The following is a 20,095-nucleotide window of genomic DNA, read 5'->3' as shown; positions in this document are numbered from 1 at the left end:
ATTTATATTCATAAATTTTAATATAAAATATAGATCATCTTTTTTTTCCTTATTTTTTATATAACTTATTTTTATATTATTTTCTGTAAAATATAATCCATAAAATAATGAATATCTTAAATAATTTTTCCCTTCATCTAGTGAATTTTTTATTATATCTAAGTTTTTATTTTTTCTTCTAAGAAATTCTATATCTAAAGGCCATACTACCTTTTTTTCTTCTTTTTGCATACTTCCATCTGATATATCCATAAAATGATATGTTTTTTTCTCTTCAAGGATTCCACCCTCTATATGATTAAAGTCTCTAACAATAGCTCCTTCTTCTTTCTTTTCATCATCTCTCTTTATTATATAATAAAGTAATTCTTTATACTCTTTTGTTTTTTCTTTTAAGCTAATTTTTTCAATCCTAGAATAAACCTCTTTTATCTTTGATTTCTCTTGATTATTTCTTTTTTCATCTGCTTCTATTAGAATATCTTTATACTTTTTCAAAACATTTTCTTCATCACTTTTTACTTTTTCTAAGATATCTTTAATACTTTCAAATACCTTTTTAATTTTATTTACCTCTTCTGTTGTTACACTATAGTAAGATATCCTCTTATATTCTTCTTTTATGTTTTCTTCCTTACGATTAATTATTTTTATCTTAGATAAAAGGCTGTCCATCCTTTTTATATATTCACTTATATCTTTTTTATTTAAATCTTTTAAGTATACTTTTATCCTATCAAAAACTGATATATCTACTTCTAAAAAGCCAGTCATTAAAGCTTCTTCTAAAACATCTATTTCTATTTTTATATTATTATCTTCATCTACCATATTAAATAAATTCAACAAAAATTGTCCTTCAGTAAAGGCTAAAAAATGTCTTTCTTTATAATCTTCTATATAATAATTCTTTAAAATATCATTTATTTTTCTAGTATCTGCTGCATAATACTGTTCTTTTTCTCCACTGTCTTTTTTCTCACAGATGTAATTACTAAGCTCTGCATAATCTTCAAACTCTAAAACATCAATTCTTTTCTTTACATCTATTTTCTCTAGATTTCCTTCAATAATATTTTTATAATTTTCTGCTAATACACTATGCTCTCTGGTATCTTTTATAGACTCATTTTCAATTTCTAGATTAGTCCACCCATATACCTCTTTCCATGTTTTATACATATTTTTGAAGTCATCATTGTAATTTATTAAGAAAATAACTTGAATTTCATTTTCCTCAAGTGTTTGGATCAACTTTAGAATAAGAGGTGTAAATTTATGTATTCCATGAAGTATTACTCGCTCTATATATTTATAATTTTCTTTTATTTCTTCACTTCCTTCAAACTCCCCTCTTTCTATCTTTTCATCTAAAATTCTATTAATAGTAGCATTAAATGTTCCTATTCCTTTTTTATCTAATATACTTATATCAAAAGCCTCTTCCTCCATAGCTTTTCTATAAATCTCAAAAAAATGCTGTTCCTCTTCTTTTTCACATTCTTCTATATCTTCTAACCTTACATTACACTCTATACAGGTTTTCACAGTATTATAAATAGCAGATTTACTTTTTTTAAATGAATTTCTTATTTTTTCATCCCTTATATCCTTTATAAATTCACTTATCTTAACTAACCTTTTTACTTCTTTCTCACTATTAACCCACTCTTCAAAAAATATTTTTATTAGCTTATCAATAGTTGTCACCAAACCTAATGATTCTTTTTCATAATACCTTAAAACTCCATTACTTAAAGCTTTTGATATACAAAAGTGTGGTACTTTTTTTAATTCTTCCCACTCCTTTAATTTATTTAAATCTCTAATATCCTTATATCCAATTATCCTCATATTCTTCCCTCAATCACATCTCTCCAAGATAACTTTTTATCTTTATTTTCACCTAGGTAATAAACTCTTTTTTTACCTCTTGTTATTCCTACATAAAGATTTCTTATCTCTTCTGCAATCTTTTCCATATTTTCTTCTTTCTCTAAAATACTATAATTTCTATTTGTTATTATCTTTTCACCTTTCTTCCATTTGTATCCTATTTTTTTATCTTTTATAATAACTTCTACAAAGTTCCTAATCCCTTCTATTTCATTATCTATATACGGAATAATTACGTTATCAAATTCTAGCCCCTTCGCCTTATGAATCGTACTACAAATTAATGTTCCTTTTTCTAGTCCTTCTTTGTATCTAATACTCTCTTGCATTCTTGTATTTATAGCTAACCCTAAAAACGTACATATTTTATTTATAGTTAAATATTCTCCATTATACTTATCAATTATTATTTCAAATAATTGATCTAACACACTTTTATATTCTCTTTTTTCTCCATCTAACTCTTCTAAGAGCCAAGGTTTAGCATTATTCTTTATTTCTCTTAAAACTTTCATTACTGGCTCTTCTTTAATCTTTTCTAAATATTCTTCAAAGTTCTCTATCATGTTTAATCTTTGAATATATTCTAACTTTTTTTCTTTATTATCTTTTATATTATAAAGAAATTCCTTGTTTGATATTTTAGTAGTATAGTTTGTATTTTCTAAGTTTAATAAATGCAATGGCTCTTTATTAAATTTCATCCCTAATACAAGCTTATATAAATCCTTACAAGCTTTATGATCAAATATATTTTTTGATACATTTGTTTGTACATACAGATTGCTCTTTTTAAAAATATCTTTTACTTCTTTTACTTGACTATTACTCCTAACTAAAATTGCGATGGTTTCATTAGTATTATTATGTTTTAGATATCTTACTAAATTTACGATGCTGCCTCTCCATTCTTCAATTTTAGACTCTTCATCTTTTATTGTTCCTATTAAACTTTCTCCATAGTTTAAATATCTATCTGTTTTTCTAAATATACTATTTATACTATTTAATAAATTATCTCCAGTTCTATAATTCTTAATTAATGTACATTTTTCTAAATCCATCTTCTCTTTATCAATTCCATCAAATGCAGTATAATCAGCTCCTCTAAATCTATAAATAGCTTGATTTATATCCCCAACAATAAACATTTTAAAGTTTATTACTTCTCTTAATTTATTTAGTAATATAACCTGCATTTCATCAGTATCTTGAAATTCATCTACAAAAAGATACTTTATCTCTAAATATTCTCTCATCTTTTCATTAACTTCTCTAATCCCTTCTAATGCAAATTGAATATGTTCACTAAGCCTTATTTTATTTATTTCTTTAGATTCATTAAATATTCTTTCTTGGGTTCTTATAAGAACCTTATTTAAAAGTTTAACCCTACTATCTCCTACACTTAAATCATATCCATCTTTTATTCTTATATTTTTCTCTTCAATTTTTTCAAGAATCTGCTTTACAGCCCCCTCAATCTCATAGAGTTCTAAATTATTTAAAACTCCTCCTAAAACCTCTTTTTCATAATTATTTATTTCCTCTAAAATTATCTTGTTTATCTCTTCTTTTCCTGAATATATTTTGATTTTCTCACCAAATTCTAACCTTACACCAATCTTATCAATAATATCCTTTAAAAACTTATGTATAGTTGATATCTTCATCCTTTCAACTTCTTCTATAATTTCTAAATAAACCATATCCTTAGTTAAAATATATAAACTTTTATAATATTCCTTTAATCTACTTTTCATATTAAAAGTAGCCTCATTTGTAAAAGTTATTGCATAAATATATTTCTTAATTTCTGAAGGTTTGTACCCCTCTTTAAAAATCAAATAATTTATTCTTGATATCATAGAATAAGTTTTTCCTGTTCCTGCTTTTGCTTTAATTAAAATATCCTTTGTAACCGGTAAATGCTCTATCTTATATTGCTCTAAATTAAATTTTGTTCCATTAGTTATATTTTCTAAATTTTCTTCAGACTCTTTTACTGCACCATCTAATATAAAAAACTCTTCAACTACTGTTTTATTACATTTATACATCTCTAAATTAAATATTTTCCCAACACTCAAATCAAATTCTGAAAATTTATTTAAATACCCCATGTTTTCTATGTAATATGTTTTAAAACTTTCTATACATTCCTCATTGTCAGAGAAAAAATAAATCTTAGTTCCCTGTCTCCATTTATCAATAATATCTTTAAATCTTTCATGGCTACTTCTTTTTAAGTATATTAACTCTGAATAACTCTTTCTCATCTTATCCCTCATCCCAAATTATCAAACTTATTTCCTTTATAACTTTACATTTTCTCCTTAAAATATCAATTCTATATTTACCTTAAAATTCCTCTAAACTATCTTTATCCTTATATTTTTATTTATAACAAAAAAGCCTTAAACAAATCGTCTAAGGTTTCTCTTTCTTAAGCTAAGTCTAATATAGTTTTTTCTGTTGATACTATTTCAGCTTTTAAGGCTTTAACTACTGGCATTCCATTTATGGAGAAGACTTCTTTCGTTATTACATAGTTCATAACAACATTTTCATTTACTATTTTCTTTACAGAATAACCGTAAATAGGTTTATTATGTAACTTCAATTATATTTCCTCCCTTGTAGAATTTCCAAGGATCTAATTATTTAATCGATCTATATCCTCAACCGCAACTCCCGTTGCTTTAGCAATAATCTCCTTATCCACCCCAAGTAATAAAAAGTTTTTTATTGTTTCAAACTTCTCTTTTTTTAGCTTTTCTTCACTTTTTTTTCTTTCTATTTCTTCACCTTTTTTAATCCAACCTTGTACTGCTTCTGAATTTAAATATGTTTTATTTAACACTTTAATCTCCTCCTCTATATTTTTATCATATATGTACTTCTTATTTAAGTAACTAATCAAATACTCTATCATTACTAATATTTTATCATAATCCTCTCCTAATATCTCTCCCGTTTTAAATAATTCTGTTGTTTCTTTTATTAAAATTTCTGTTAGTTCTTTTATCTTTATTAAAAATTTTTCTTTATTTTTAAGTTTTCCATTTTTAAAATTTTTAGACAATTCTTTTCTAAATAAAAAGATTTGTAATGGTAATAATGAATACATTTTTTTCTCTAATAAATCCTTATCACTATATTTCCAATACTTCATTACAGGAACTTCATAATCAATTTTTTGATTATTTTGAAATTCAATCCGCAACTTTAAACTCTCTGGAATGTTTTCATTTTCTTCTATGAAAATTACATATTGCTTTGGAAATATTATTGTATTTAGTTCTCTTTCCTCAATTGCCTTTTCAAGACCATATTCAAGCATTCTAAAAATCATAGTTTTATCATTTAAAGTTTGAAATTCAATATGGAAATTAGTTTTTGAAAAATTTCTAATATCCTGCACTCTAAAAAACACATCTGCTCTAAGTTTTTCTAACTTTTCTGTAATAAATTCATTATTACTCACCGTTATCTCTACTTCATCTTCAGTAAAATTTTCATTAAAAAGATTGTTTAAAAAGGTTAATAATACTCCTTTAGAAACTGATGTAGAAAATTTTAAAATTTCATCTAATTTAATAGATTCTCCCTTTTGATTCATATCTATAAACCTCCTATAAATTTCTCTTTATCCATACTATTTCCATTTTGCCCTGAAAATATACGAACCTACGTTTCTATTTTCGAATAAAAAGAAACCTTAAACAAATCGTCTAAGGTTTCTCTTTATTAAGCTAAATCTAACATAGTTTTTTCTGTTGATACTATTTCAGCTTTTAGGGCTTTAACTACTGGCATTCCATTTATGGAGAAGACTTCTTTCTCTATTACATAGTTCATAACAGCTTTCACCATTTCACTTGTGATTTCATCTTTGATGTCTCTTACCTTTATTGTTAAGTCCTTTTCTGTTTCACTTTCAAATGTCATTACTAATACTTTTTCTAACATGCTTTAAATCCCCCTCTTTTTTTATTAAGCAGCTTGCTCTACTAAGTCATAGTCTTCATCTAGGCTAAATCCTGTAACTTCATAGTTTAAAAGTCCTTCTATAAGACTTGCAAATCCATGTATTTCCTCTGGTGCAGATTCTACATTGATTCCTCTAAAGCTTTGACTTTTTATAATGTCATTACCTTTATCGTCTGTCCCCTTTGCATAAGATACCTTTAGTTCAGCCTTTTCAATTATTTTTTTTATCATATTTATCACTCCCTTCACTCTTTAAGTATGCAGTTCTTAAAAAAAGGAGAATTTTTTTTAAAAATTTTCTACTCTTTGATATTCTGGGTTATATTTAAGGCTTATAGTTCCAACTTTTCCTGTTCTATTTTTTCTAATTAAAAGCTTCATTATCTTTTCCTTTTCTTTTTCCTTGTCATAATAATTTTCTCTATAAACAAACATAACAACATCTGCATCTTGCTCTATGCTTCCACTATCTCTTAAGTCTGAAAGCATTGGCTCTTTATCAGCTCTACTTTCAACACCTCTTGATAATTGACTTAATAAAACTATATTTATGTCAAGCTCCTTTGCAAGTAGTTTTAAACCTCTAGTTATTTTTCCAACTGCATTTACCCTATTATCTCTTGTGTCATCTATCTCCATAAGAGTTAAATAATCTATTATTAAAACATCTAAGCCCTTTGTTTCTTTTACAGTTTTTGCCTTTGCCTTTATCTTCATTAAGTTTTGAGTTTCACTACAATCTATCATCATTCCACCTACTCTTGCCATTTTTTCATAAGTATTTGTAAGTAGACAAAAATCCTCTGCCTCTAAATCTCCATTCATAAGCTTTTTTCCCTCTATATTTGCTTTTGATGAAAATATCTTCATAGCCAAGGCTTCTGCATTCATCTCAATTTCAGTAAATAAAGTTTTATATCCATTTTGAGCTAAATTAACTAAAAGATTAACTGCAAAAACTGTTTTACCCATTCCAGGTCTTCCTGCAACAACAACAAGCTCCCCCTTCTTCAATGCTCCTATATGCTCATCATATAAAGAAAAACCAGTATTCATTCCATAAGACTTTCCACCATTTTTATACCTCTCTTCAATATCAACAAGTCCTCTATATAAAAAGGCCTCAGTATCTAAAATCCCTTCATTCCTATTTAAATCACGTTCAAGCCCATTATAAACATATTCACGAATCTCTTTTAAAGGTCTCTTATTTATATTCTCAGCTGCTCTTACTAAAATTTCTCTTAAAAACCTTTTTTCACTATACTCCTTAACAATTTTTATATAGCCAGTTAAATCTAAATTTCTTCCACCCTTTAAAAGCTCTAAAATATAAGAAATTCCTCCAATCTCTAAAATATTCCCTCCCTTAAACTTTTCGATTAAATTTACTTCAGTAATCCTTCTTCCCTCTGCATAAAGCTCCTTCATACTCCTAAACAAAATCTTATGCTTTGTACTATAAAAATCAAGTTCATTTAAAGACTCCATACAAATAGGTAAATTAACATCATCAATTAAAATTGCACCTAAAATCTCCATTTCAGCCTCTAAATTAGCCATAACATCATTCATCTCAGCTTACCCCTCTACAAATCCTAATATACTTTCTTCTTTATGAGATTTCTTAAACTCCCTTTGGTTTAAATAATTCTCAAATTTGTCCCTCTTAAACAAAGTGTAAGGTCTTACATACTTCTCATACTCAGTATCCTTCCACTCATCATACTTCTTATCAACAACAGCCTTAAAATCCTCTAAATCATATCCATCAGAAATTAGATTTTTAATATTCTCTATAGTTTGGCTATTATTCTTGCTATACTTTCCATCAATCTTTAAATTTAAATACTCCACAACCTCAGACACCATTTTATTAATATATAATATATTATTATAATTATTTACTTGTTTATTATTATTATTATTTGTATGAACTTTTAAGTTCATTGCACTAGACTTTTTTGTACACACACTCTCTACTTTAAAGTCATCACTGTTAGCATCTTTTAGTTCCATAACTTCTTCATCATCAAACTCATTTGTACTATCACTCATCTCTTTTTTGTCTAGTGTATTTGGGCGACAAAAATCCTCCCTATAAATATTCTCAAAAAATTTCCCCTTCTTATAAAAAGAAAAAGTTCCATTCCCATGCACAAGCCTATAATCTAAAAAACCTTTCTCCACCAAATTCTTAAGCCTTCTTCTAAGAATAGGCTTCTTAAGCGCGATACCAGGATAAGCTTCCAAAATCCCATCCATCTTAATCCAATAAAAAACTTCACCATCAATCTTCTTCTTTAAAAAACACTTCTTCAAAATAACATCATTAATATATTTTAAAAGAAGTAAATCCTTAAGATCCAGCTCCTCCTCCATAAAAACTTCCTGATTAAAACCAAATATAAATTTATTCATCATAAAACCTCCAAAAATTTATTCTTAACCCCTAAGTATGCAGAAAATTTATTTTGGAGAAAAAAAAGAAAAATATTTTTTTAAATTTCAAAAAAATATTTTTCCTTAAAACTAATAATTTAATTTTTCTATAATAAAAATAGCCCACTACCTTTAGGTAATGAACTACTTCATCAAAATTTCTAGGCTATTGCCTCATTCTTAAAAACTCCTTTAAATATAAGTGAGCCATTTTCGCTATATAATTTTCCACGTCCATTATATTTATCCTCACATATTCCTCCTTCATATTTAATCTTGCCATTCTCATAATATATCTTTCCTTCTCCCTCCATTCTTCCTTTTACATATTCTCCATCAGTTTTAATATTTCCATTCTCATAATAAGTTTTAGCATGTCCATCAAGCTCATTATCTTTCATTTCTCCACTTGCTTCTAACTTTACTGAAACCATTGGAACATCTAATGATGTAAAGTTCTCTTTATTTATACTTGCTTCTAATTTTTCTTTATTATCTTTTATAAAATTATTTTCTTCTTCTTGATATTTATTAAATGAATACTTTTCTGGTATATATACATTTCCTTTACCATTTCTTTTTCCCTCTTTAAAATATCCAGCATAACTCTTATATACTATTTTATATTTAGTCATAGCTTCATCTATAGCTTTATAGTTCCCATATTCTATTCCAAAGCCATCATATGCTCCATCTTTAAAGCTTCCTGCATATATAAGTGTTCCATTAATAAATATTATACCTTCCCCATTTGGTTTATTATCTTTAACTTCACCATAATACATTGTATAACTTTTCTCAGATGTTATCTTATAACCTTTATATTTTCCATCTACATCAGACTTATTCATTACTACATAATAAGGCTTTAACCTTCTATAATTTTTCTCTAGCTCTTGGACTGATTCTTCTTGACTCTGAAAATCATAACCATCCTTATTACTATTTCCACATCCATAAGCCACTATCATCAAAGATAAAATAGCTAATCCCACTAATATTTTTTTCACACTTTTCATTTTGTGTCCCCTTTTCTTTTGTATTCTTACGTCCCCTATTTTTTCTTATACAGACAAAAAACATCCTTATATTTAAGCATGTTTTTCACCAAATAAAGCATCTATCTATTTAATACTTTTGCCTTTTCAGATTCAAATTCTTCCTTAGATAATATTCCACTATCTAATAATTCTTTTAAGCCTTTTAATTCATCTATCTTAGATGTTCCTGACGCTTTAGCTACTTCTCTAGTATTTTCTTTAGCATTTAATCTTTCTACAATAATCTCTAATATTGCTATTATAGAGAAAGCATCTTTTCTATATTCTTTATAAAGAAGAGATGTTCTTTTTAAATCCTTCTTAAATATCTTCACAATCTTAACTGGATTATTAATATCTCTAGTTGTTATTTTTATTTCCATTGAACTTGATATATTTGTAGTCTTTTTCTTTCCTGTAACTCCACCAACAATGGCTCCAGCTCCACCAAAAAGTGCTCCTCCTACAACTGCTCTTCCAACTCCACCACTTGAAATACTGCTTCCATCTTCTAATAACTCAAAGCTTGAAATCTCCTCATACTTTAAAAATGTTGGACCTTCCCAAATACTTGGAATATATAACTCCTCAGTATCATCATTAAAATAAATAAATTTCTTAACATTAGTTGTAGAGCTAAAATTACTAGCTTTACTTAAATTCTCAGCCTTCTCTTTCTTAGCCTCTTCCTTTTCAGCCACTCTACACTCACTGCAAATTAAGTCACCATTTACCTTCGTAAAATCCTTATCTAGCTCCTTATTACATATAGAACAATTCTTGTCCTCTCCAATAAGACTGTTAATCTCTTTCCCTGTTTTCTTTAACAGTATAGTCATCTTATCAGTCTTTCTAAGCAACTTAAAACATTTTGGACAAATATATCCATCCCTACACTTATACTTAGAAAACCCAGTTGTTCCCCCACAACATGAGCATACTTCCTTTAAACTAAAAAATCCCATCCTTGATTTCCCCTTATCTTTTGTTTTATTTCCGTTCATAATTTTACAATCTAATCTCTAATTTTTCAATTGGATTTTATTACTATATAACTACCTTAATATTCAGTTTTCTAATTAAGCATATTTATCTTAGTCTATTTCATCTTTAACTATTAATTTAATATGTAATATGTTCAATTTTTATTAATTTAATTTTATATTCAACAAAAAATTCCTTCTAAAAGAAAAATAGTTCACTACCTTTTAGATAATGAACTATTTTCTTCATATGAACTATTTAATCTCAATTTATTCTAAAATTTTATTAACACCATATATTTCTTCATTTTTTAATAGCTTACTTGAATTTTCTGCTATTTTTTCTATGCTTTCTTTCTCATTCTTACTCTCTAACTTTTTCAAAGTTTTTCTAAGTATAATTATTCCTTCAATATCTAATCCATACTCCTCTGAATTTTTTCATTTACACATTTTCTATGTCTATCAACTGTCTCTTTGCTAGGATTCATAGCTTCTAAAAGCTTAGTTCCTACTCTTAACATATCTTTATCACTTAAAATCCTCTTTCCCTTATCCACTCTCTCTTCTAATCTAGATTTCAATTCATTTCTTCTGCTATTTTTCAAATTTATAGCTTCATCTGATTTTATGATATTTCTTATATTGTCAGCTGTTACTATCACAACAATAGATTCAAAAAACTCCTCTGGAATATCTAGATAAGATTTAAGTGTCCATATATGTCCCCTATTTTGATAAATTGGGCTACACTTATCGTACTCCCCACTTTCATATTTACACTTACACCTTTTCTTATCCTTTGACTCTTGCATACCAATGCAATTTTTATAATCCTTACACTCAATAACATATATCTTATGACTAGTTACATAAATTACATCTACCTGTGATAATGTCGCATTCTTAGCTTCAGGATAAACATTCCATAAAACTTTACTTTCCTTATTTTTTATATCTCTCAAAGCACGAATCACTTCATTTTCTAATGCATTATCCTTTGGCAGATCCTCTAAATTAATTTTCTTCTCTAAATCCCAAAGTTTTCTTCTTAACTCTATTCTCTTATTCTCTAATTCTTTATTATATCTTTCCTTCTCATAATCTTTAGCTATATTATCTGTGCATTCACTAGGATTCTTTTGTACTTCTCTTATTTCAACAGCTTGCTCTTTTTTTCTAGTTTCTTCTACACCAGAACTTTCTAAAGCCCCTTTACCCTTCCTAAATAAATAAACAAATAACCTCTTTAAAATACCCATTCCCCAGCTCCTAATAATATTTTTACTAACTAGGGTATTCATTCATCCTTTTTTTGTTACAAAAAAAGAGCTAGATTATGCAAATTCCTTTCATAATCTAACTCTTTTTCATTCCTTTTTAATCTTCCCTTCAGACATATTAATTCTATATTCAATAAAAAATTCCTTCTAAAAGAAAAATAGTCCACCACCTTTCTAGATAATGAACCATTTTCTTCATTTTTAACTATTTAATCTCTCTACTTCCTCTACAGTAATCCCTGTCGCTTTCGCAATAACTTCTTTATCTACACCCATTACAAAGAGATTCCTTATAGTTTCAATTTTCTCTTTTTTTCTCTTTTCTTCACTTCTTTCTAACTCCTCACGCTTTTGAAGCCACGCCTTTACAACTTCCGAATCTAAGTACGTTTTGTTTAGCACTCTAATCTCCTCCTCTATGTCCTTATCATATATGTATTTCTTATTTAAATAACTAATTAAATACTCAATCATTACTAATATTCTATCATAATCTTCTCCAACAATCTCTCCCCCTTTAAATAATTCTGTAGCCTCTTTTACTAAAGTTTCTGTTAATTCTTTTATCTTTACTAGAAACTTTTCCTTATCTTTAAGCTTTCCATTTTTAAAGTTTTTAGACAATTCCTTTCTAAATAAAAATATCTGCAGTGGTAATAATGAATACATCTTTTTCTCTAGCAAATCCTTATCATTATATTTCCAATACTTCATTACTGGTACTTCATATTGAACTGTTTGATTATTTCCAAATTCAATCTTTAACTCTAAGACATCTGGAATTTTTTCATTCTCTTCTATAAAAATAACATATTGCTTTGGAAATATTATTGTATTTAGTTCTCTTTCTTCAACAGCCTTTTCAAGACCATATTCAAGCATTCTAAAAATCATAGTCCGATCATTTAAAGTTTGAAATTCAATATGAAAATTAGTTTTTGAAAAATTTCTAATATCCTGTACTCTAAAAAACACATCAGCTCTAAGCTTCTCTAATTTTTCTGTTATAAACTCATTATTACTTACAGTTATCTCCACTTCATCCTCAGTAAAATTTTCATTAAAAAGACTATTCAAAAATGTCAATAATAGACCCTTAGAAACTGATGTAGAAAACTTTAAAATCTCATCTAATTTAATGGCTTCCTCTTTTCCACTCATAATTTTTAACCTCCCAAGTAAGTAAGACTCCAAATTTCAATTTAGAAAATCAAACTTACACCTTAGTGTAAATTTCTCATTATCTCTATTATTGCCATTCAATTATTAAAATATACGAACTTACATTCTTATTTTGAAATATAAAATAGTCCACTACCTTTTAGATAATGAACTATTCTTCTCTTACTTTTTTGTCTTCTTTATTATCCTAATATTTCTGATGTATATACTACTGTACCAATATTTTTAGGTACTACTAAAACTGGCCAATAGAATTCTGCACCATTCCAATGTTTTTCCTTTGTTCCTGTTAATCTCATCATCATTAATGTTGGCTCTTTAATTGCTAATTCCCTTGCTTTTACCAGTTCATCACCTTGATAAGGAACATCTGCATAGTATTTTGCTGTTTTTCTTAGTCTATTTATATGTCTATCTATACCACAGTACACATTTATCTTTTCTTTGCTTAAATATTTTATTAAAGATATAAAGCTTTCTTTCTCAATACAAGTATCACTTTCTATCTCTAAAGTTTCATATACAAGCTCTATTAATCTTATTCCCTCTTTTTTTGAAATTTCATAGCTTCCCTTTAAATTTCCACCATTATTTTTCATTAAAGTTTGATCTATCTCGTTTATATATTTCATTATATTTGTTTTGTAACCTGTTTGGAATCCTACTGGTAATACTGTTTTCCCACTTTTTAATATTTGAGTATTGCTTATTTTTACCTTCTGTGGTGAACAAGGTATTATCTTTCCTAAGTTATCTTTACTTATAAATATTACTCCCTTATTAAAGCCACCTTTTTCAAAGTCTTCTCTTAATTTTTCATCAAACTCATTTATCTTTTTCATTCTTTCATATATATCTTTTGTTGTATAGAATCTAGTAACTGCTAGATCTTTTTCTTCTCTATATCCATACATCCTTGAATGCTGAAGAACAGTGTCTTGTTGCATTTTTTGTGGATTCCTTCCATAATAGAAACCTATAAGTCTATCTATAGTTACACCTCTATCTAAAATCTGACCACCTATAAATATATTAAAAGGAGTTCTAAGCTTTAATTGACCTTCATCATTTAACAATGTATTTATATCCTTCTCTGAATTAACTACTGTATATGTAATATATCCCTCTAAAATACTGTTCTTTGCCATCTTTAAAGTTTCTTCTAGGCTTGGAACATAGTGTCCATATTTAGAAACTGATTCCTTTAATTCATTATAGCTTTCCACTAATAAATCATTTAAAATCTCACTATCATTTGTAGCTTCTACCTTCAATGCTTCCATTAACTCATTAATAATATTTTCTTGCCTTTGATGTGCAGCCTTTCCAATCTCAGTATGAATTATAAAACTAAACTTATTTTTATTTCCTCTAATCTTTCCACCATTTTGAATAATTCTTATACTACCACCAAGGATAAAGTTTATGATAGCACTTCTAATTCCTTTAACTCTATTACTAGTAAGAACTTCCTCTTCCTTAAACTTTCTTCTATCACTAGACTTCAGTATAATAAGCTCCTCCTTATCAATCTCATTAAAAAGATACTGCCCAAGTGGATGCTTTTCCAAATCAAAATAATACTCTCCACCAATATATCCATCTCCATAAGGAACTAAAACAGTCTGCTGTGGTTTAACAGGCTCTATACTATTATCACCAAGCTTTACCTCAGTTGGTTGAAGATATAAAGAATAAGGAGTTGCTGTAACTTGCACAAACTTACAAACTAAATTTAATCTAAGCTCATTAATTTGAGATGCAATTTTTCTTAAATCGAAATCCTCAGTCTCCTTATTTTTTTCATAACCAATACTACAAAAATCAGCCTCATCATCAATAATAAGACATCTCTTATCCTTATCTAAAGAATAATCCTGAATAAACTTAAGCATCTTAGGGATATTATTCTTCTCCTTCTTCACAACAATAATAAGCTTCTTATCAAGCTCATACTTGCTCATATTAGAATGCATACACATAATATCAAAAATTTCAATCATATCATCATCATCAAAAACCTTAAACTCACTCTTCATCCTAGCCACAGTCTGCTTAGCTAAAGCATTAGAATTCTTAGTAAGAATAATCGCTAAATCATATCCATTATCAAAAGATAAGGCAGTAAGCCCAATAAAAGATCTAGTCTTACCACTTTGAATCTTACCAAGCATCATAAGAGGTCTGTTATGCGTCGCCTCCATCTGCTCAAAAGCCTCCTCAATACACTCTACAGTCTTAGCTTCATACCCCTTCTTCTTTTCTCCAAAAAATTCACCATCATTAATCATATATAAAAATCTCCATCCATAAATCTTACTTCTAAGTATAACCATTTCATCATATTTGAGACACTAAAAAGGTACACTAAAATTTAAGTATACCCCTTAATATCTTTTCTAAAACCAAGTTCCTTTTTACCTACTAATGTAATTCTGAATAATCTGCCTTTAAATATATTTTATAATCATTTAATTTAATATTGAATTTTTTAAGTATTTTCACTAATAAATTTCTTATTCCGTTTGCACTAAGACTGGTTTCTACATATATATTCGCTTTATCTATTTTTCTAGGATCTCGTATTATCTCAGATTCTACTTTTGAAAAATATTTCACTTTTTTACCATGCATCTTTGGGTCTTCCGTAAATCCACTTACAATTTGATAATCTTTTTGTGCTAAGTAATTTAAAGTTTCTACTAACGCACTTTTCCAATCTTTTATTTCAATTAATTTTTCTTCAATCTTAATTGCACAAGGTCTTTTATACGTTAAGCTTTCATATAAACTGTGTTCCACTTTTGTATCTACCAAATAATCATCATAATTTGGTACACTTCTTTCTTTTATCTCATTTTCATTTGTAGTTACTTCTCTTGAGCATATTATGTCATCTAAATTATTTAGTAATTCTTGTAATTTCTCATTCATTGAATTAAGTTCGTCTCCGTATTTATTCAACTCTAAAATTTTTTCAAATTGTTTTTTTGCAAATGTTTCTTGAAGTTTTTCTCCCAACTCTCCCATCGCATCATCCATTGATGATATTAATAAATCCATCGCTTCTCTAATATTTTCTATGGCATTCGGTGCTTCTTTTCCTAAAAACTCAAATACTTCTATATTCATATTTTTCTCCTAAAACTGTATATTTCTTTTGTTTTTAAATTATCTTACTACAATATTTTTCTCAAAAATATCTACACTTTTTTTATAATTTATTTTTTTTATGTGAACTTCTTTATTAATTCTATAATCACTTCATATTTTTTTCAAATTTCAGACATTCTTTATTAATCATTTTTTTATTTACAATTCATATTTCCTTTTCTTATCTCACTACTTTATAACTTTAACTATTAATTCTTTATTAACTTAATCTATTTTTTATTAATTTAATTTTATAGAAAAAAACTCATTATGAACTGTTTTTCACAATGAGTTTCTATATTTATCTCTTTCACTTTATATATAACCTTTTATATCATCAAATATTTTATCTATTTTTTTGAAATCTCCTTCTATAAAATGCTCAAATTTTTTATCTATCTCTTTTATGATATCACTATAATTTCCATCATACTTATCAACAAAGTTTTTCATCATAAATTCCTTTGAATATATTGTTGTATACTCTCCTGTTAGTTTAGTTTTTCTATTGAATACATCCCTATTTTCCTCATATATCTTATATATTTTTTCCCTTATTTCATTGTTTGCTGCTGGACCTATGATTAATTTCAATGCTAATTTTTCACTTTTTTGCTGAAATTCATATAATAAAATTCTATTTGTAGCAGTCCACCCCTTACCTTTTTTCTCTATTTTTTTATCAAATATTTCTGTTGCAAATCTTATATATGTTTTATTTCCTTTATCTATAATTAATCCTTCTCCACGTTCTTCCATTTTACTAATTTTATCAGTTAAATACTCTGAAATTTCTAAATATATATCTGGCTTGTACTCAAAAATCAAGTCTAATGCTCTCTTATGTTTATAGTAAATATCCTTACAAATTACCTCTAACTCATTATCTCTCACAATATACCTCCTAAGCATTTCCTCATACTGCTCTAAAAAATCCCATACACTATTACCTAAAGTTTCTTTTTTAATTTCCTTTGATTTTTTCAATATCTCTAAAATCAGTGTATAATCACATATTATCCAATTTTCCATATCACTTGGTTCTTCCCCAAATGGAGATAAAAATATATTGATTTTTTTATATCCTTTAAACTCCTCCTCTATGATATCCCTGTACTTTTTCAACTGATGAGATGATTCTTTACTCCAAATCTTATTCTCTATAACAACAACTATGTTATTTAATTCAGAATATAATAATAAATCAATATTTCTGTACTCTCTTCTAATTATAAAGTCATGATACTCCATAAGTGAAATATCTAGAAAATCCAACCTTTTATCCCCTTCTTGTAACTTCTCCTTATAATTATAAAAAATCTTTTGAATAAATTTCTTTATAAAAACATCATTTAAACCATGATTTTCATTCGGATCAAAAAGCCATCCTAGCATATTACTATGCTTAATCTCAGCATTAACAACTTCTAAAATCTCAAAAACATTAAACTTTAAAACTCTAGAATTTATTTTATCCAATTCATCAATATCCATTAAAAATTCTTCTATACATTGTCTATCTGATTTCATCGCTCTCCTCCTTTTATATCTATAACTTATGACTTCTATATCTTCTTTTATTTTCCTTTTTTATGAAATCAAATTTTATAGAAAAGTGGCTATTTTCATATCCACTTCATAGTAATATATTGCATTCTCAACTTCACCTCAAGTATTGATATTTCTTAATTTTATTATTTGAAATTTCTATACTTTCTTCATATTAGAAAAAATGACATAAACTTAATATTTATGTCATTTACTATCTTATCTTTTAATACTTTGTTCGTCTATGTTATAGCTTTTATCTCATCTTCCAATATAATATACTTTTATTCTAATGTTTTCACTTTCAAATAACTTATCCAACTGATAATATTCCTCGACTTCTGTCAAACCTCATCCTTCCAGTATTTGTAAAATATTTTATTTCATTATCAGCATAATCTGAATCATTAGATAAATTAGTACAATTTAATTTAACATAATTAATTCTCTCTTCTAATATATTAAAATTTCTTCTAGACTCAAAAATTAAATTTGCACTACTTAAAATTAAATCACTACTATCTAAAACTTTTACAAAATAGATATACTCTTTAAATGATATACCTGTTATTCTTCCTTCAAGCCTATCTACCTCTGTAATTATAGCTTCAGTTGCTAAAAATGGGTTAAACTCATTAGATTGTGGATTTCCCTGCACAGTCCCCCTTAATTGTGATACTCCATTATTAATCTGCCAGTTGCTTAATGCCGCTACCAAACAATTTTGAAATTCAGCCTCTGTGGTATGATTCATAAAATTTATCCCTAAATTTGTTAACTGAATTTGATTTGTAATTCTTACTAATCCTAACTTATGAAATAAGCTACCTAATACCCTTCCTCTTATAGGTGCGTCTTCATAACTATCTAACATAATCATTCTAGCTTCTTGCTGTGAACAATTTAACTCATTAGCACTCACATTATTGGGATTAACTACTCTATCCCTTATCAATTCAATGTAATAATCTAATTCATCATTTTCATTCCAGCTTCCTCCATTTCTTTCTATACAATTTTGTAATGTAATTAAAAATCTTTGGATTCTTCTTGGATTTCTTAATGCAGTTCCTAAACTCCACATTTGCATCGTAATTCCCCCTTTTTACACATTAAAATTTGACCATTATTATATTATTAAATATAATTTGTAATTATTACTTCATCCGATTTACTATTTTTATCTTTTTTTTGATACGATGAATTTTTATAATCTTTATTTATATGAATTATATTAAACTTATGTTCTAGTGCCCATTCTAATAGTACTGTATGTTTCTTCCCTGAATGTTCTAAAACATTTGATAGCATAAATGAAACCCCTTTACTAGACAAATCACTTAATAGCTCTAATAGTTCCCTTTCATCAGTTTCTGTCCACCCACCATTTTCATTATATGTTGCATTTGTTAATATATAAGGTGGATCACAATATACAAAATTATCATCATTTATATTTATATCTACTTTTCTAAAATCATTGCTTATAAATTCTATATTCTTACTTTGTATTTTTAGTACTGTTTCTTTCAAATTATTTTTCACATTTTTATTAAAATCTCTTTTTCCCACAGGCATATTAAACTCACCTTTTGAATTAAATCTTATTTGATTATTAAATCCATATATAATTAATATAAAAAACAGATAATCTTTTTCACTTGAATCCTTTAATTCATTATATTTTCGTCTAACCTCTTCATACTTATTTTTATTGTATTTTCCAACCCCACTTGAACTATCACAACCATAATAATTATATCCATTTAAATTAACATTACTTAATTCGTATCTGTCAATTAAACTTCTTATATTAGCCATAATAGTATCTATACTTTCTCGTTTAAACAAATTATACAGTCTAACTAAAGATTTTTGTTTATCATTACATATAACCTTTTTTCCAGTTATATTAATTCCAATACTTCCACCACCTGCAAATAAATCTATAACATTCTTTTCTTCTATATTATCAGGTAAAAATTTAAACATCTGCTCTAATTGCTTATATTTTGATCCCGTATAATTAGTTGGTGGCTTTACATACTTACGACTCTTTAAACTTGACTTCTCTAATTTCAACTTTTTTTCTTTCTTTTCATCCCTAAAAACCTCACATACGAAAAATCTTTCTTGTAGCCCCTCAATTTGACTTTGTCCCGTATTAAAAACTGTATACTCTTTTTGCTCTATTTTTAAAATTCCTTTTTCACTTAAAATTCTAATCATATCATCATCTGTAATTTTCGCTTTTGATCTCTCTGTCCCCTTATTTCCTGTATCATTATATGATACTACTATATATTTAGCATTTATACTAGTAATTAATGCTCTAAATGCCTCAGTTGCTTCTTTCTGCGAATATTTACTTTTCAAATGCTTTCTATCCATCTTTTTAGCCTTATAATATACATTAGGCTTTTTCCATTCTGCTAAATTTTCTAATAAATGATACATATCACAATATTGTCTTGAATTATATGGTGGATCTATATACACTAAATCTGCACTAATATTTTTTACTAAATTGTTTGCATCTTCCCTAAAAATATCAACTTTATTTTTATATTCTTTT

At 27.0% G+C, this 20,095-nt stretch carries 17 protein-coding genes; all 17 read right to left on the bottom strand.

Annotated features, from left to right (window positions below; all coding sequences use genetic code 11):
* The coding region (locus ACRC28_RS09830; protein WP_438543275.1) for a hypothetical protein at positions 1-1,854 on the bottom strand (1,854 nt) is incomplete at its 3' end.
* On the bottom strand, positions 1,851-4,175 hold the full coding sequence (locus ACRC28_RS09825; RefSeq protein WP_438543274.1) for a UvrD-helicase domain-containing protein: 2,325 nt from the start codon (positions 4,173-4,175) through the stop codon (positions 1,851-1,853). The genes ACRC28_RS09830 and ACRC28_RS09825, both read right to left, overlap by 4 nt.
* 167 nt (positions 4,176-4,342) lie before the next feature.
* Positions 4,343-4,519 carry a hypothetical protein gene (locus ACRC28_RS09820; RefSeq protein WP_438543273.1) on the bottom strand — a complete coding sequence of 59 codons (177 nt, stop codon included), beginning with the start codon at positions 4,517-4,519 and terminating at the stop codon, positions 4,343-4,345.
* A 33-nt stretch (positions 4,520-4,552) separates the two neighbouring features.
* Positions 4,553-5,518 (bottom strand): Rpn family recombination-promoting nuclease/putative transposase, encoded by a 966-nt coding sequence (locus ACRC28_RS09815; protein WP_438543272.1) that lies wholly within the window; start codon positions 5,516-5,518, stop codon positions 4,553-4,555.
* Positions 5,519-5,646: 128 nt separating this feature from the next.
* Positions 5,647-5,868 (bottom strand): DUF2922 domain-containing protein, encoded by a 222-nt coding sequence (locus tag ACRC28_RS09810; RefSeq protein ID WP_438543271.1) that lies wholly within the window; start codon positions 5,866-5,868, stop codon positions 5,647-5,649.
* Positions 5,869-5,892: 24 nt separating this feature from the next.
* Positions 5,893-6,120: a DUF1659 domain-containing protein gene (locus tag ACRC28_RS09805; RefSeq protein WP_438543270.1), complete on the bottom strand. Its 228-nt coding sequence runs from the start codon at positions 6,118-6,120 to the stop codon at positions 5,893-5,895.
* 57 nt (positions 6,121-6,177) lie between these two features.
* Positions 6,178-7,464, bottom strand: a complete 1,287-nt coding sequence (locus tag ACRC28_RS09800; protein WP_438543269.1) for a replicative DNA helicase — start codon at positions 7,462-7,464, stop codon at positions 6,178-6,180.
* Between the two features lie 6 nt (positions 7,465-7,470).
* Positions 7,471-8,310 carry a conserved phage C-terminal domain-containing protein gene (locus tag ACRC28_RS09795; RefSeq protein ID WP_438543268.1) on the bottom strand — a complete coding sequence of 280 codons (840 nt, stop codon included), beginning with the start codon at positions 8,308-8,310 and terminating at the stop codon, positions 7,471-7,473.
* Positions 8,311-8,492: 182 nt separating this feature from the next.
* Positions 8,493-9,350, bottom strand: coding sequence for a toxin-antitoxin system YwqK family antitoxin (locus tag ACRC28_RS09790; protein ID WP_438543267.1), 858 nt, complete (start codon positions 9,348-9,350; stop codon positions 8,493-8,495).
* Positions 9,351-9,451: 101 nt separating this feature from the next.
* Entirely contained in the window at positions 9,452-10,375 is a 924-nt protein-coding gene (locus tag ACRC28_RS09785) for an SHOCT domain-containing protein (protein WP_438543266.1), read from the bottom strand.
* A gap of 395 nt (positions 10,376-10,770) precedes the next feature.
* Complete coding sequence (locus ACRC28_RS09780) at positions 10,771-11,616, bottom strand: nuclease-related domain-containing protein (RefSeq protein WP_438543265.1); 846 nt, start codon at positions 11,614-11,616, stop codon at positions 10,771-10,773.
* A gap of 222 nt (positions 11,617-11,838) precedes the next feature.
* Positions 11,839-12,798, bottom strand: coding sequence for a hypothetical protein (locus ACRC28_RS09775; protein ID WP_438543264.1), 960 nt, complete (start codon positions 12,796-12,798; stop codon positions 11,839-11,841).
* 203 nt (positions 12,799-13,001) lie between these two features.
* Positions 13,002-15,110 carry a Z1 domain-containing protein gene (locus tag ACRC28_RS09770; protein ID WP_438543263.1) on the bottom strand — a complete coding sequence of 703 codons (2,109 nt, stop codon included), beginning with the start codon at positions 15,108-15,110 and terminating at the stop codon, positions 13,002-13,004.
* Positions 15,111-15,243: 133 nt separating this feature from the next.
* The gene (locus ACRC28_RS09765; protein ID WP_438543262.1) at positions 15,244-15,951 is read right to left on the bottom strand and encodes a hypothetical protein; all 708 of its coding nucleotides are present in this window, start codon (positions 15,949-15,951) and stop codon (positions 15,244-15,246) included.
* Positions 15,952-16,287: 336 nt separating this feature from the next.
* A complete protein-coding gene (locus ACRC28_RS09760; protein ID WP_438543261.1) occupies positions 16,288-17,502 on the bottom strand; it encodes a PD-(D/E)XK nuclease family protein in 1,215 nt (404 codons plus the stop codon).
* Positions 17,503-17,833: 331 nt separating this feature from the next.
* Positions 17,834-18,610 (bottom strand): AlwI family type II restriction endonuclease, encoded by a 777-nt coding sequence (locus ACRC28_RS09755; protein ID WP_438543260.1) that lies wholly within the window; start codon positions 18,608-18,610, stop codon positions 17,834-17,836.
* A 47-nt stretch (positions 18,611-18,657) separates the two neighbouring features.
* On the bottom strand, positions 18,658-20,095 hold a 1,438-nt coding region (locus ACRC28_RS09750), incomplete at its 5' end, for a Dam family site-specific DNA-(adenine-N6)-methyltransferase (protein WP_438543259.1).

This window comes from Clostridium sp., from assembly GCF_051650885.1.
Taxonomy (GTDB): Bacteria; Bacillota; Clostridia; order Clostridiales; family Clostridiaceae; genus Clostridium.
Note: the sequence above shows the minus strand (reverse complement) of the source record. Positions and strands in the feature narration are given on the sequence as shown.

Coding starts and splice junctions, on each gene's coding strand:
- ACRC28_RS09765 (WP_438543262.1), bottom strand. CDS start 15,951: ATGAATATAGAAGTATTTGAGTTTTTAGGAAAAGAAGCACCGAATGCC.
- ACRC28_RS09805 (WP_438543270.1), bottom strand. CDS start 6,120: ATGATAAAAAAAATAATTGAAAAGGCTGAACTAAAGGTATCTTATGCA.
- ACRC28_RS09810 (WP_438543271.1), bottom strand. CDS start 5,868: ATGTTAGAAAAAGTATTAGTAATGACATTTGAAAGTGAAACAGAAAAG.
- ACRC28_RS09800 (WP_438543269.1), bottom strand. CDS start 7,464: ATGAATGATGTTATGGCTAATTTAGAGGCTGAAATGGAGATTTTAGGT.
- ACRC28_RS09780 (WP_438543265.1), bottom strand. CDS start 11,616: ATGGGTATTTTAAAGAGGTTATTTGTTTATTTATTTAGGAAGGGTAAA.
- ACRC28_RS09795 (WP_438543268.1), bottom strand. CDS start 8,310: ATGAATAAATTTATATTTGGTTTTAATCAGGAAGTTTTTATGGAGGAG.
- ACRC28_RS09760 (WP_438543261.1), bottom strand. CDS start 17,502: ATGAAATCAGATAGACAATGTATAGAAGAATTTTTAATGGATATTGAT.
- ACRC28_RS09755 (WP_438543260.1), bottom strand. CDS start 18,610: ATGCAAATGTGGAGTTTAGGAACTGCATTAAGAAATCCAAGAAGAATC.
- ACRC28_RS09815 (WP_438543272.1), bottom strand. CDS start 5,518: ATGAATCAAAAGGGAGAATCTATTAAATTAGATGAAATTTTAAAATTT.
- ACRC28_RS09825 (WP_438543274.1), bottom strand. CDS start 4,175: ATGAGAAAGAGTTATTCAGAGTTAATATACTTAAAAAGAAGTAGCCAT.
- ACRC28_RS09770 (WP_438543263.1), bottom strand. CDS start 15,110: ATGATTAATGATGGTGAATTTTTTGGAGAAAAGAAGAAGGGGTATGAA.
- ACRC28_RS09785 (WP_438543266.1), bottom strand. CDS start 10,375: ATGAACGGAAATAAAACAAAAGATAAGGGGAAATCAAGGATGGGATTT.
- ACRC28_RS09775 (WP_438543264.1), bottom strand. CDS start 12,798: ATGAGTGGAAAAGAGGAAGCCATTAAATTAGATGAGATTTTAAAGTTT.
- ACRC28_RS09790 (WP_438543267.1), bottom strand. CDS start 9,350: ATGAAAAGTGTGAAAAAAATATTAGTGGGATTAGCTATTTTATCTTTG.